Below are 12,668 nucleotides of genomic sequence, written 5' to 3'. Positions count from 1 at the left end.
GCGAACACCGAAAGACATTGCAGGAGCAGGACATGATCCGTCACACCGTCGTTTTCACGCTGAAGCATCCGCCGCATTCGCTGGAGGAAAAGCGGTTCCTGGTCGACGCCAAGAAAATCCTAACCGCGATCAGAGGCGTCACGCATTTCGAGCAATTGCGGCAGATCAGCCCCAAGAACGACTATCATTTCGGCTTCTCGATGGAGTTCGCCGACCAGGCCGCCTACAACAGGTACAACGACCATCCGGACCATGTCGCCTTCGTGCGCGACCGCTGGGTGCCGGAGGTCGAGGCCTTCATGGAGATCGACTACGTGCCGCTGGGCGCGGTGATTTAGGGCATGGTCCCGAAAAGTGGAAACCGGTTTTTGGACAAGATCATGCCCAGTAGCGATCAGTCCGCAACCTTCCACTGCTCACGCGACTCACTGGCCGGATAGACGCCCAGAATCCGCACTTCGCGGGAGAAGAAACGGAGCTCGTCCAGCGCAAGCTTGACCAGCGGGTCGTCGGGATGGCCCTCGATGTCGGCATAAAACAGCGTCGCCGTGAAAGCGCCCAACTGGTAGCTCTCCAGCTTGGTCATGTTGATGCCGTTGGTGGCAAAACCGCCCATCGCCTTGTAGAGCGCGGCCGGCACGTTGCGGACGCGAAAGATGAAGGTCGTCATCATCTTGACGTCGGTTGATGGGCGCTCGGCCCATTGCTTGTTCTTGGTCAGGACGACAAAGCGGGTGACGTTGCTGTCGGTGTCCTCGACGTTTTGCTCGATGATGTCGAGCCCGTAGAGGGTCGCTGCCAGCGCCGGCGACAGCGCCGCCATGGTGCGGTCCTTGACCTCGGAGACCATCTTGGCTGCACCAGCCGTATCGCCGGCGACGATCGCCTTCCAGCCGTTCTTGCGGATGTATTTGCGGCACTGGCCAAGCGCGTGGATGTGGCTGTGCACCGTCTTGATCTCGTCGCGCCTGACGCCCGGCAGCACCATCAGCTGGAAATGGATCGGCAGGAAATATTCGCCGATGATGTGCAGCTTCGATTCCGGCAAGAGATGATGGATATCGGCGACGCGCCCGGCAATGGTGTTCTCGATCGGGATCATGGCGAGATCGGCCTTGCCGGTCTCGACCGCGTTGAACGCATCCTCGAAGGTCGGGCACGGCAACGGCTCCATCGATGGATAGACGTTGCGGGAGGCGGTGTCGGAATTGGCGCCCGGCTCGCCCTGGAAGGATATTCTGTTGGTCTTTTCAGGCATGCCGATATCTCAGGTTGAAAGGATCTGTCTGGCGCGTTCGAGGTCTTCCGGCGTGTCGACGCCGAGCGGCAGCGACTGGACGATCTCGGCGTCGATGCGCATGCCGGCTTCCAGCGCCCGCAACTGTTCCAGCCGCTCGCGCCGTTCGAGCGGCGACGGCTTCAGCGCGACGAAACGCTCAAGTGCTTCGCGGCGATAGGCGTAGAGGCCGACATGATGATAGAGCGGCCCCTCGCCCCAAGGCGCCGTGGCACGGGTGAAATAGAGCGCCCTCAGCCTGCTGCCGGAAAGCGGCGAACCGACGATCTTGACGACATTGGGATTGGTCTTTTCCTCGTCGCGGACGATCTCGACGCCGAGCGTGGCGATGTCCACCGCACTGTCCTCGAAAGGCCTGAGCGACGCGGCGATAATCTGCGGATCGATGGTCGGCAGGTCGCCTTGCACATTGACGATGGTTTCGACCTTGCGCCCGGGGTCGAGCGCGATCAGCGCCTCGTGGATGCGGTCGGAGCCGGATTCGTGATCCGTGCGCGTCATCACGGCCTCGAACCCGTGCGCGCGCATCGCTTGCGCCACGCTTTGCGTGTCGGTCGCCACCACCACCCGGCCAAGGCCGGCTTCGGCGGCGCGGCGGGCGACATGGACGATCATCGGGGCGCCTGCGATGTCGGCCAGCGGCTTGCCCGGCAGGCGGGTCGAGGCCATGCGGGCCGGGATCAGGATCAGCGTGGACATTTCGGGTGCAAGGCGTCTCGAAAGAGGACAGGGAAAGTGGCAAAAGGTCTCACTGGAAGCGCCCTTATAGGTGTTGCAACGCCGCAGCAAAAGACCTAGTTTCCGCCCGATTTGACCGCCCTGGCAGGACGGGTCACGATACCGACGGACGGAGTGGACGGTTCTGTCCGCCGGAAAAGGGAGCAAGGGGCGTATGGATTCCAACGAAGTCAACAAACTGCTCGCCGGATTGCTCGGAACCGTTTTCGTCGTCTTCTCGGTCGGCATTGTGTCCGATGCGCTGTTTGCCTCGCCTGCGCCGGAAAAGCCCGGCTTCGCCATCGAGGCCGCGGAGCCCGCCGAAGGCGGCCCGGCCGCTCCTGCCGCAGCCGAAAAGCCGATCGCAGATCTTCTGGCCAATGCAAATGCCGAACAGGGCGCTGCCATCTTCAAGAAGTGCCAGGCCTGCCATTCCGGCGAAAAGGGCGGTCCTAACAAGGTCGGCCCCGATCTGTGGGACATCGTCGACCGTCCGGTCGCCTCTCACGAGGGCTTCGCCTATTCGGCGGGCATGAAGGAATATTCCAAGGGCGGCACAGAGAAGTGGACCTACGATAACCTCAACCACTTCATCACGTCGCCCAAGAAGGACGTTAAAGGCACGGCGATGGGCTTTGCCGGCCTGCCGAAGGAAGAAGACCGCGCCAACGTCATCGCCTATCTGCGCACGCTGTCCGACAATCCCAAGCCGCTGCCGGCACCGGGTGCCGCCGCCAATGCAGGCGCGCCCGCCAAGCCTGCCGATGCAGCCGCTCCGGCAAAGCCGGCTGATGGTGCCGCGCCCGCGAAACCGGCCGCTCCTGCCGCCCCAGCTCCGGCCGCACCCGCACCGGCGCCTGCCCAATAACCAGATATCATCTCGACGACCTTGAAAAAGCCGGGTTCAGCCCGGCTTTTTTGTTGGGAAAACCGCATAGGTGGCGACAAAGCCGCGCATGGCGGTTTTCACGGGCGCCAAATCATCTAGATTGCCGGAACGGGCATTGCGAAGAGGATAGTGCATGACGGTTGGCCGAACGCTTCTCAGGTCGTTGCTGGCGGCAGCCCTTCTGGCGGCGGGATTGCAGGCTGCCCGCGCCGACGAATGGCGCACCACCTCATCGCTGATCGGTGAGTCCAAATACGGCGCCAATTTCCAGCACTACGACTACGTCAACCCCGACGCGCCCAAGGGCGGCACGCTGAACTCGGTGGTGCCAGGTACATTCGACAGCTTCAATCCCTACGTCGTCCAGGGGTCGCCGGCTGCCGGCCTCGTCGGGTTCGGTGGCGGTCTGCTCTACGACACTCTGATGGAGCAGGCGACCGATGAAGGCAGCACCAGCCATCCGCTGATCGCCGATGCTTACAAATATCCGGCCGACTATTCCTCCGCGACCTATCGGCTCGATCCGCGCGCCAAATGGCATGACGGCCAGCCGATCACCGTCGATGACGTGATCTGGTCGTTCCAGGTGCTCAAGGCCAACAGCCCGCAATACAGCCGCTATTTCGAGAATGTTATCGATGCGGTGGCGATTTCGGATCGCGAGGTGGAGTTCCATTTCAACCAGAAGGGCAATCGCGAACTACCCAAGATAATCGGCGACCTCGCCGTACTGCCGAAACATTGGTGGGAAGGCACCGATGCCAACGGCAAGAAACGCGACGTGACCAAGCCGACCCTGGAAATCCCGCTCGGTTCGGCGGCCTACAAGATCGCCAGCTTCAAGCCGGGCTCGGAGATCATCTGGCAGCGTGTGCCGGATTACTGGGCGGCCAAGCTGCCGGTGAAGATCGGCCGCGAGAACTTCGACACGCGGCGCTACACCTATATCCTCGACGACAACGCCGCCTGGCTCGCCTTCACCAAGGGCGGGCTGGAAGACATCAACCGCGAATACAGTTCGCGCAAATGGGCGACGGCTTACAATTTCCCGGCATTCCAGGCCGGCGATGTCATCAAGAAGGATTTTCAGACCCAGGCGCCGGAACCGATGCAGGGCTTCGTCCTCAACCAGCGGCGGCCGCTGTTCCAGGACCGGCTGGTGCGTGAAGCGCTGACCATTCCATTCGATTTCGAGAGCATGAACCGCACCCTGTTCTTCGGCTTCAACACCCGCACATCAAGCTATTTCCAGGGCACCGAACTGGCCTCGAGCGGGTTGCCGCAGGGCAAGGAGCTGGAGATCCTGGAAAAATATCGCGACAAGCTGCCGCCCGAACTTTTCACCCAGGAGTTCAAGCTGCCGGTCTATGATACGCCGCAGGCGGAACGGAAGTACCTGAAACAGGCGGTCGATCTCTTCGCCAAGGCGGGATGGGTGATCAAGGCCGGCAAGATGGTCAATGCCAAGACCGGCGCGCCGTTCAAGTTCGAAATCCTCGGCTGGAACGACACAGACCAGGTGATCGCCAGCCCCTACATCGCCAATCTGCGCAAGATCGGTATCGACGCCACTTTGCGCATCATCGACCAGACGCAGTACATCAACCGCGTCAATAATTTCGATTTCGATGTCGTGACCGGGATTCTGCAGCAGTCGGATTCGCCGGGCAACGAGCAGCGCGACTTCTGGAGCTCTAGAGCTGCCGATTCGCCCGGTTCGCGCAATCTGATGGGCATCAAGGACCCGACCGTCGACGCCCTGGTCGATCGCATTATCTTCGCGACCGATCGAGACGATCTCGTCGCCGCCACCCATGCGCTCGACCGCATCCTGCTGTGGAACTTCTATGTCTTGCCGCAATATTACCGGTCGGCGGTGTGGCTGGCCTATTGGGACAAGTTCAAATTCCCCGACAAGCAGCCTGCCTATATCGGAGCCGACATCGATTCTTGGTGGATCGACCCGGACAAGGAGAAGGCGCTGGCGGCCAAATACAAGGGTGGCAATTGATGGCGGCCCTTGCCCGCCGCGACTTTCTCGCCCTGGGCAGTGCCGCGGCAGCCGCCGCCTTGCTGCCCGGCAGGGCCTTCGCCGACATTGCGACCGGCACCAAGCTGCATGGCCTGTCAGCCTTCGGCGACCTCAAATATAAGCCCGATTTCGCGCATTTCGACTACGTCAATCCGGACGCCCCAAAGGGCGGCCAGATGAATTTCGCGCCGCCGAACTCGACCCTCAATCAGAGCTTCCTGACCTTCAACACATTGAACTCACTGGTGTTGAAGGGGGAGGCGCCGCCGCGCACCGAACTCTGTTTCGATTCGCTGATGACAAGCGCGCTCGATGAGCCGGATGCGGTCTATGGCCTGCTTGCAGAAACCGTTTCCCTGTCGCCGGACCGCAACGGCTTCCGCTTCGTGCTTCGACCGCAAGCGCGTTTCCACGACGGCTCGCCGCTGACCGCGGAGGACGTTGTCTTCGCGCTGAAGCTTTACAAAGACAAGGGCCATCCGAACCTTTCCCAGGCGTTGCGGTACATGACCGACGCGGTTGCGGTCGATCCCGCCACCGTCAACCTCACTTTCAACGGCGAACAGTCAGCGCAAAACATCCTGGCGATCGTGGGGATGCCGATCGTCTCCAAGGCGTTTTACACGGCCAATGATTTCGATGCTTCGACCATGACACCGCCGCTTGGCTCGGGTCCCTACAAGATTGGACGCGTGGCGGCCGGACAGACTGTCGAATATGACCGCGTGGCCGACTATTGGGGCCGCAATCTCCCAGTGAACCGCGGCCTCTACAATTTCGACCGCATCCGCATCGACTTCTATCTTGACCGGCAGGCGGCGTTCGAAGCCTTCAAGAAAGGCGACACGCATTTTCGCGAGGAATTCACCTCGCGGGTATGGGCGACCGGCTACGACTTTCCGGCGCTGAAGGACGGCAAGGTCGTCAAACGGGAATTTCCCGGCGAAAAAACGCCCTCCATGCAGGCTGCCGCAGTGAACCAGCGGCGACCGCAGTTCCGCGATGAGCGGGTGCGGCGGGCGATCGCCAGATGCTTCGATTTCGAATGGATGAAGCGGGCGCTGTTTTACGGCTCCTACGAGCGCTCTCATTCGAATTTCGAACGGTCGGATTACAAGGCCGAAGGCCTGCCCTCACCTGACGAATTGAACCTGCTGGAGCCGTTCCGGGCCGAGTTGCCGCCAGAGGTCTTTGGTGAAGCGGTGACGCAGCCCCTTTCCGACGGTTCGGGCCATGACCGGAAGCTGCTGGGCGAGGCTTCGAGATTGCTTGCGCAAGCCGGCTGGAAGCGTACAGGCAGTTTCGTCGTCAACGACAAAGGCGAGCGGCTGCGGGTGGAAATGCTGGCCGAAGACGACGGCATGGTTCGCATCTTCACCCCATGGTCGGAAAGTATGAAGGCGATCGGGATCGACGCCTCGATCCGGCAAGTCGATTCGGCGCAATATGAACAGCGGCAGAGCGATTTCGACTTCGACCTCATCGTGCTCGCATGGTCGATCGGGGCGACGCCGACCGACGACAGCCTGCAGATGCTCTATAATTCCCGGATGGCTAAAATCCCGGGGCAGCGCAACTATCCGGGCACCGAAAGCAAGGCCATCGACGCCCTGATCGCGGCAGCCGGCAAGGCGAAAGACCGTATAGAACTCGTCACGGCGCTCAGAGCGCTCGACCGGGTCTTGCGCGCGCGGCTCGACTGGATTCCAACATACTATCTGGCGAATCACCGCGTCGCCTATTGGGACATGTTCGGCTTTGTCGAACAGAAGCCCGATTTCGGCTTTCCGGTCGAGACGCTGTGGTGGTTCGATAAGGGCAAGGCGGCAAGAATTGGCAAAGGCTGAGATGTTCGCTCAACGAGGGCAGAAGGCCTGATGGGCGCCTATATCCTGCGCCGCATCCTTTTGATGATCCCGACGCTGTTCGGCATCATGGCGATATCCTTCGCCGTCATCCAGTTCGCCCCCGGCGGTCCGGTCGAACAGGTCATCGCCCGGCTGACCAATCAGGGCGGCAGCGACCGCCTCGGCGGCGGTGGTGGCGACGCGGGCGCTGGCGGCAATTTCGATGCCGCCGGTGACGTCAGTTCGAAATATCGCGGTGCGCAGGGGCTCGATCCGGAATTCATCAAGAAGCTGGAGAAACAGTTCGGCTTCGACAAGCCGCCGCTCGAGCGCTTCGGCATGATGCTTTGGAATTACGCCCGCTTTGATTTCGGCGACAGCTATTTCCGCGACATTTCGGTGCTCGACCTGATCCTGGAGAAAATGCCGGTGTCGATCTCGATCGGGCTGTGGATCACGCTGTTGTCCTACCTGATCTCGATCCCGCTCGGCATCCGCAAGGCGGTCAAGGACGGCACTCCCTTCGACGTCTGGACCAGCGGCGTCGTCATTGTCGGCTATGCCATTCCGGGCTTCCTGTTCGGCATCATGCTGATGGTGCTGTTTGCCGGCGGGTCTTTCTGGGACTGGTTTCCGTTGCGCGGCCTCACCTCGGACAATTGGGATCAATTGTCCTGGTGGGGAAAGATCGTCGACTATTTCTGGCACATGACCTTGCCGCTGACCGCGCTCGTGCTGTCGGCCTTCGCCACCACGACGCTGCTGACCAAGAACTCGTTCCTCGAAGAAATCCGCAAGCAGTATGTGGTGACGGCGAGGGCCAAGGGCCTGTCGGAACGGCAGGTGCTCTACGGCCACGTCTTCCGCAACGCCATGCTGATCGTCATTGCCGGCTTTCCCGGCGCCTTCATCTCGGCCTTCTTCACCGGCTCGCTGCTGATCGAGAACATCTTCTCCCTCGACGGCCTCGGCCTGCTCGGCTTCCGGTCGGTGGTCGAGCGCGACTATCCCGTGGTGTTCGCCAATCTTTACATCTTCTCGCTGCTGGGGCTGTTCGTCGGTCTCTTGTCCGACCTGCTCTACACCTGGGTCGATCCGCGCATCGATTTCGAGCGGAGAGACGTCTGATGTCGGAGGCTACAGTCCCCGTGGACGCGGCACCCGCGCGGATAAAGCGGCCGTTTCTGTCGCCGCTCAACAAGCGGCGCCTGCAGAACTTCAAAGCCAACCGCCGCGGCTACTGGTCGCTGTGGATCTTCCTCGTCCTGTTCGTGCTGTCGCTGTTTTCCGAGTTCATCGCCAACGACAAGCCGATCATCGCCTCCTACAAGGGCGAAATCCTGTTTCCGGTGCTGGTCGCCTACCCCGAGGAAAAATTCGGCGGTTTCTATGCAGTCACCGATTATCGCGACCCGGTCATCCAGGACGAGATCAACGCCAATGGCTGGATGATCTGGCCACCGGTGCGCTACTCCTATCAGACCGTCAACAACGCCATTCCGGAAGCAGCGCCGGCCAAGCCGTCGTGGCAGTATGACGCCACGAAGCGCTGCAACCAGTATCCGCAGGGTGCCGCCGACCCGGCCTGCATGGTCGGCAACTGGAATTGGCTCGGCACCGACGACCAGGCGCGCGACGTGCTGGCGCGCGTCATCTACGGTTTCCGCATTTCGGTGCTGTTCGGCCTGATCCTGACCGCCGGCTCGGCTTTGATCGGCGTCGCGGCCGGCGCCGTGCAAGGCTATTTCGGCGGCTGGACGGATCTCTTGTTCCAGCGTTTCATCGAAATCTGGTCCGCCATCCCGGTGCTCTATCTCCTGCTCATCGTCGCCGCCATCCTGCCGCCGGGCTTCTTCATCCTGCTCGGCCTGATGCTGCTGTTCTCCTGGGTGGCGCTGGTCGGCGTGGTGCGGGCCGAGTTCCTGCGCGCCCGCAATTTCGAATATGTCAACGCGGCCCGGGCACTCGGCGTGCCCAACCGCACCATCATGTTCCGGCACCTGCTGCCCAACGCCATGGTGGCGACATTGACCTTCATGCCCTTCCTGCTCTCAGGCTCGATCTCGACGCTGACCTCGCTCGACTACCTCGGCTTTGGCCTGCCGCCCGGCTCCGCCTCGCTCGGCGAACTGCTCAAGCAGGCACAGCGCAACCTCAATGCGCCGTGGCTCGGCATTTCCGGCTTCGTCGTCATCTCGCTGATGCTGTCGCTGCTGGTCTTCGTCGGCGAGGCGACGCGCGATGCCTTCGATCCGCGCAAGACGTTCAGATGAGCGAAGCCCCCTTGCTCAGCGTACAGGACCTCAGCGTCGCCTTCAGCCAGGGCGGTAGCCAGTCGACGGCCGTCGACCACATCTCGTTCGACATCGCCAAGGGCGAGACGGTGGCGCTGGTCGGCGAATCCGGCTCCGGCAAATCGGTCTCGGCGCTTTCGGTGCTGAAGCTGCTGCCCTATCCAAGCGCCAGCCACCCCTCGGGAAAGATCCTGTTCCAGGGCGCCGACCTGCTGGCGATGAGCGAGAAGCAGTTGCGGCAGGTGCGCGGCAACAAGATCACCATGATTTTTCAGGAGCCGATGACTTCGCTCAATCCGCTGCACACGATCGAGCAGCAGATCGTCGAGATCCTGAAGCTGCATCAGGGCATGGCCGACCGCCCGGCCAAGGAACGCACACTGGCCTTGCTCAAGGAGGTCGGCATCCGCGATCCGCACAAGCGCCTCGATGCCTATCCACACCAGTTGTCCGGCGGCCAGCGTCAGCGCGTGATGATCGCCATGGCGCTGGCCAACGAGCCCGAACTTCTGATCGCCGACGAGCCGACGACGGCACTCGACGTCACCGTGCAGGCGCAGATCCTCGAACTGCTGGCCGGCTTGAAGAGCCGCAAGGGCATGTCGATGCTGTTCATCACCCATGATCTCGGCATCGTGCGCAAGATTGCCGACCGCGTCTGCGTGATGACCAAGGGCAAGATCGTCGAGACCGGGCCGACCAAGGAGATCTTCGCCAATCCGCAGCATGCCTATACGCGGCATCTGCTGGCGGCCGAGCCGAAGGGCAAGCCGCCGGCCGCCAATGCCGGTGCCAAGCCTGTCATGACCGGCAAGGACATAAAGGTTTGGTTCCCGATCAAGCAGGGCTTCTTCCGCCGCACTGTCGACAATGTGAAGGCGGTCGACGGCATCGATGTCACCGTGCGCGCCGGCCAGACGCTTGGCGTGGTCGGCGAATCCGGCTCCGGCAAGACGACGCTCGGCCTGGCGCTGGCACGCATGATCTCGTCGACCGGGACCATCCAGTTCAACGGTCGCGACATCAACCAGCTGACTTTCAACGCCATGCGGCCGCTCAGGCGCGAATTGCAGATCGTCTTCCAGGATCCGTTCGGCTCGCTCAGCCCGCGCATGTCGATCGCCGAGATCATCGAAGAAGGCCTCAAGATCCACGAGCCGAAGCTGTCGCCCGACGAGCGCGACGACAAGGTGGCCGCCGTGCTGAAGGAGGTCGGGCTAGACCCGGCGACACGCAACCGCTATCCGCACGAGTTTTCCGGCGGCCAGCGCCAGCGCGTCGCCATCGCACGCGCCATGGTGCTCAACCCGCGCTTCGTCATGCTGGACGAGCCGACATCGGCACTCGACATGAGCGTGCAGGCGCAGGTCGTCGATCTGCTGCGCAGCCTGCAGGCCAAGCACGACCTCGCCTATCTTTTCATCAGCCATGATTTGAAAGTCATCCGGGCGCTCGCCAACGACGTCATCGTCATGCGCAATGGCAGGATCGTCGAAGCCGGTCCTTCCCAGCAGATTTTTGAAAATCCGCAAACCGACTATACTCGGGCGCTGATCTCGGCCGCCTTCAAGATCGAGACGGCACCGGTCGGCATCGTCAGCGAGTGATTTGCGTAGAGAGGAACTAAAAGACCGCAATGGAAAAAGGCCGTATCCTGCTTGCCGTCACCGGCTTTCATCCGCAGCGCTGGCGCGAGCTCCTGTCGGCCGGGCGCGAGGTGGTGCTGGAGCCGGACGGCGCCAGCGACCCCTCGATCACCTATGCCGTGGTGTGGAAGCAGAAGCCGAACCTGTTGTCGTCGCTGCCCAATCTGCGCGCCATCTTCTCGATCGGCGCCGGCGTCGACCATATCTTCGCCGATCCCGGCCTGCCCGACGTGCCGATCGTCAAGGTCGTCGCCGACAACCTCACCCAGTACATGACCGAATATGTCGTCTGGCGGGTTCTCGACCATCATCGCCAGGGCCTGCTCTACCGGTCGCAGCAGCCGAAGAAGATCTGGCACGAGCCGCAGCAGAGGCCTGCCGGTGACATTTCGGTCGGCATCATGGGCCTCGGCAGTCTCGGCCGCGCCGCGGCCTCGGTGCTTTTGTCGCTCGGCTTTGCCGTCAATGGCTGGTCGCGCACCGACAAGGCCATGGAAGGCGTCGCGACCTATTCCGGCGAGGCTGGACTGATCCCCTTCCTCAAGGCGACCGACATCCTGGTGGTGCTTTTGCCACTGACGCCGGAGACCAAGGGCATTATCAACTACGGCGTGCTGAAGGAGCTGCGGAAACGCAACGGCCTCGGCGGCTCTGTGCTGATCAATGCCGGGCGCGGCCGCCTGCAGAAGGATGCCGACATTTTGCGGGCACTGGATGACGGCACGCTGAAGGAGGCAAGCCTCGACGTGTTCGAGGTCGAACCGCTGCCGAAGACCAGTCCGCTGTGGGGGCATCCAAAAGTGTTCGTGACGCCGCACGCGGCAGCGACCTCCGATCCGGTGCATCTGGCGCCGATCATGCTGCGCCAGATGGACGCCTTCGAACGCGGCGAAAAGCTCGACAATCTGGTGGATCGCAAGGCGGGATACTAGCCAGGACAGCCTCATCGGGCCAGGTCCCACTCCCGGAAGCATTTCTTGATTGCCCGCAGTGACGACAACTGGACCTTTGGCAGATCGAGTTGTTCGAACATTGCCCGGTACCGGTTGCGATTTTTCGGTGTGGCCACGGTGATATGGTGGATCATATCCCATTTGATGCTGTCGTGCCCGCCCTCCAAGGCACCGCGCCGTTCAATCTCAAACAGCGTTCGCCTGATATAGCGCAGCAGGCTTGTCGGCGTCGATATATCCAAGAAGATCAATCCCGTCGCTCGCAGAAAGCGTTGGGGCATGCAAACCGAATAATTTCCATCCATCACCCAACGCTCGCCGGCGATAGCGGCGTCATGCAAGGCAATGAATTCGTCCCTTGGGCGCGCTTCCCAATCCGTGTTCGGGAGATGGAAGAGTTGATCTAGATGGATAGTCGCCAGATCACGTTTGCGGGCAATCGCGTTGGCGAGGGTCGACTTGCCACTGTTGGACGGCCCCAAGATACATATCCGGTCTCCGAGCTCCGAGAGATGCATCCGATCGTGCCCTGGTTTGTTGCCTGCGATTCTCAACCCGTGGCGGCCTCGGATCTTTAGCCAGGCAGGGCGAGTTTCTTCTGCTTGTCCGGCTGGCCGCATTCGCGGCGATCGATCGACCGGTTCATGGCATCGATCTCGCCGCTCGCCTTGTCGGTATCGCGTTTGGCCTTGGAGCGCATGTCAGGCGTGAACGGGCCGAAGCCCATCGCCGGGTTGGAGAAGGTCGGCTTGGCCCTCGTCGGAAGGTTGTATTGCTGCGCCAAGCCGTTGCGCTGCGCCAGCAACTGGTCGCAGGGCACGTTGTCATATTGCAGGGAGGACTGGACGTTCGCATCCTGCTGTTCCGACATCGAAGTGCCGCCGACGCAGCCGGCGGTCAGCAGGCAAGAGGCCAAGATCATCATGTTCCAGCGCATCGACTATGCTCCTCCTGATATCCCACCCTGATGCGAGCAGATCGCAAATATTAGTC

At 61.7% G+C, this 12,668-nt stretch carries 12 protein-coding genes; 8 read left to right on the top strand and 4 right to left on the bottom strand.

The features are described 5' to 3' along the window. The first annotated feature begins 32 nt into the window (after nucleotides 1–32). On the top strand, nucleotides 33–338 hold the full coding sequence (locus NKJ11_RS00570; protein WP_127293984.1) for a Dabb family protein: 306 nt from the start codon (nucleotides 33–35) through the stop codon (nucleotides 336–338). Between the two features lie 56 nt (nucleotides 339–394). Here NKJ11_RS00570 and NKJ11_RS00565 read toward each other — a convergent pair whose 3' ends face one another. Further along, on the bottom strand, nucleotides 395–1,258 hold the full coding sequence (locus NKJ11_RS00565; protein ID WP_352792493.1) for a prephenate dehydratase: 864 nt from the start codon (nucleotides 1,256–1,258) through the stop codon (nucleotides 395–397). A gap of 9 nt (nucleotides 1,259–1,267) precedes the next feature. Then, a complete protein-coding gene (locus NKJ11_RS00560; protein ID WP_128305649.1) occupies nucleotides 1,268–1,996 on the bottom strand; it encodes a 3-deoxy-manno-octulosonate cytidylyltransferase in 729 nt (242 codons plus the stop codon). 193 nt (nucleotides 1,997–2,189) lie between these two features. Between NKJ11_RS00560 and NKJ11_RS00555 the strand changes: the two genes are divergently transcribed. From NKJ11_RS00555 to NKJ11_RS00525, 7 genes are all read left to right on the top strand, one after another. Then, nucleotides 2,190–2,882, top strand: a complete 693-nt coding sequence (locus NKJ11_RS00555) for a c-type cytochrome (protein WP_352792491.1) — start codon at nucleotides 2,190–2,192, stop codon at nucleotides 2,880–2,882. 154 nt (nucleotides 2,883–3,036) lie between these two features. Next, the gene (locus NKJ11_RS00550; RefSeq protein WP_352792490.1) at nucleotides 3,037–4,914 is read left to right on the top strand and encodes an extracellular solute-binding protein; all 1,878 of its coding nucleotides are present in this window, start codon (nucleotides 3,037–3,039) and stop codon (nucleotides 4,912–4,914) included. Beyond that, nucleotides 4,914–6,782: an extracellular solute-binding protein gene (locus NKJ11_RS00545; RefSeq protein ID WP_352792488.1), complete on the top strand. Its 1,869-nt coding sequence runs from the start codon at nucleotides 4,914–4,916 to the stop codon at nucleotides 6,780–6,782. The genes NKJ11_RS00550 and NKJ11_RS00545 overlap by 1 nt, the downstream gene beginning before the upstream one ends. A 30-nt stretch (nucleotides 6,783–6,812) precedes the next feature. Then, nucleotides 6,813–7,910, top strand: a complete 1,098-nt coding sequence (locus tag NKJ11_RS00540; protein ID WP_013527941.1) for a microcin C ABC transporter permease YejB — start codon at nucleotides 6,813–6,815, stop codon at nucleotides 7,908–7,910. After that, on the top strand, nucleotides 7,910–9,055 hold the full coding sequence (locus NKJ11_RS00535; protein WP_352673534.1) for an ABC transporter permease: 1,146 nt from the start codon (nucleotides 7,910–7,912) through the stop codon (nucleotides 9,053–9,055). The genes NKJ11_RS00540 and NKJ11_RS00535 overlap by 1 nt, the downstream gene beginning before the upstream one ends. Then, complete coding sequence (locus NKJ11_RS00530; RefSeq protein WP_352556144.1) at nucleotides 9,052–10,683, top strand: ABC transporter ATP-binding protein; 1,632 nt, start codon at nucleotides 9,052–9,054, stop codon at nucleotides 10,681–10,683. The genes NKJ11_RS00535 and NKJ11_RS00530 overlap by 4 nt, the downstream gene beginning before the upstream one ends. Before the next feature lie 29 nt (nucleotides 10,684–10,712). Next, entirely contained in the window at nucleotides 10,713–11,654 is a 942-nt protein-coding gene (locus NKJ11_RS00525) for a 2-hydroxyacid dehydrogenase (protein ID WP_352792487.1), read from the top strand. Between the two features lie 11 nt (nucleotides 11,655–11,665). On the opposite strand, the gene NKJ11_RS00520 is transcribed toward NKJ11_RS00525, so the two are convergent. Together NKJ11_RS00520 and NKJ11_RS00515 are read right to left on the bottom strand one after the other, a co-directional pair. After that, on the bottom strand, nucleotides 11,666–12,193 hold the full coding sequence (locus NKJ11_RS00520; protein ID WP_352792486.1) for a P-loop NTPase family protein: 528 nt from the start codon (nucleotides 12,191–12,193) through the stop codon (nucleotides 11,666–11,668). Nucleotides 12,194–12,249: 56 nt separating this feature from the next. After that, the gene (locus NKJ11_RS00515) at nucleotides 12,250–12,612 is read right to left on the bottom strand and encodes a hypothetical protein (protein ID WP_352556147.1); all 363 of its coding nucleotides are present in this window, start codon (nucleotides 12,610–12,612) and stop codon (nucleotides 12,250–12,252) included. Nucleotides 12,613–12,668: the final 56 nt, after the last annotated feature.

The organism is Mesorhizobium sp. M0243 (genome assembly GCF_040321775.1).
In the GTDB taxonomy this organism is placed as follows: Bacteria; Pseudomonadota; Alphaproteobacteria; order Rhizobiales; family Rhizobiaceae; genus Mesorhizobium.
This window is presented reverse-complemented; position numbering and strand designations above follow the sequence as displayed.

What these genes read in the sequence shown, in the direction of transcription:
- NKJ11_RS00570 (WP_127293984.1), top strand. Translation starts at nt 33, where the DNA reads ATGATCCGTCACACCGTCGTTTTCACGCTGAAGCATCCGCCGCATTCG.
- NKJ11_RS00565 (WP_352792493.1), bottom strand. Translation starts at nt 1,258, where the DNA reads ATGCCTGAAAAGACCAACAGAATATCCTTCCAGGGCGAGCCGGGCGCC.
- NKJ11_RS00560 (WP_128305649.1), bottom strand. Translation starts at nt 1,996, where the DNA reads ATGTCCACGCTGATCCTGATCCCGGCCCGCATGGCCTCGACCCGCCTG.
- NKJ11_RS00555 (WP_352792491.1), top strand. Translation starts at nt 2,190, where the DNA reads ATGGATTCCAACGAAGTCAACAAACTGCTCGCCGGATTGCTCGGAACC.
- NKJ11_RS00550 (WP_352792490.1), top strand. Translation starts at nt 3,037, where the DNA reads ATGACGGTTGGCCGAACGCTTCTCAGGTCGTTGCTGGCGGCAGCCCTT.
- NKJ11_RS00545 (WP_352792488.1), top strand. Translation starts at nt 4,914, where the DNA reads ATGGCGGCCCTTGCCCGCCGCGACTTTCTCGCCCTGGGCAGTGCCGCG.
- NKJ11_RS00540 (WP_013527941.1), top strand. Translation starts at nt 6,813, where the DNA reads ATGGGCGCCTATATCCTGCGCCGCATCCTTTTGATGATCCCGACGCTG.
- NKJ11_RS00535 (WP_352673534.1), top strand. Translation starts at nt 7,910, where the DNA reads ATGTCGGAGGCTACAGTCCCCGTGGACGCGGCACCCGCGCGGATAAAG.
- NKJ11_RS00530 (WP_352556144.1), top strand. Translation starts at nt 9,052, where the DNA reads ATGAGCGAAGCCCCCTTGCTCAGCGTACAGGACCTCAGCGTCGCCTTC.
- NKJ11_RS00525 (WP_352792487.1), top strand. Translation starts at nt 10,713, where the DNA reads ATGGAAAAAGGCCGTATCCTGCTTGCCGTCACCGGCTTTCATCCGCAG.
- NKJ11_RS00520 (WP_352792486.1), bottom strand. Translation starts at nt 12,193, where the DNA reads ATGCATCTCTCGGAGCTCGGAGACCGGATATGTATCTTGGGGCCGTCC.
- NKJ11_RS00515 (WP_352556147.1), bottom strand. Translation starts at nt 12,612, where the DNA reads ATGCGCTGGAACATGATGATCTTGGCCTCTTGCCTGCTGACCGCCGGC.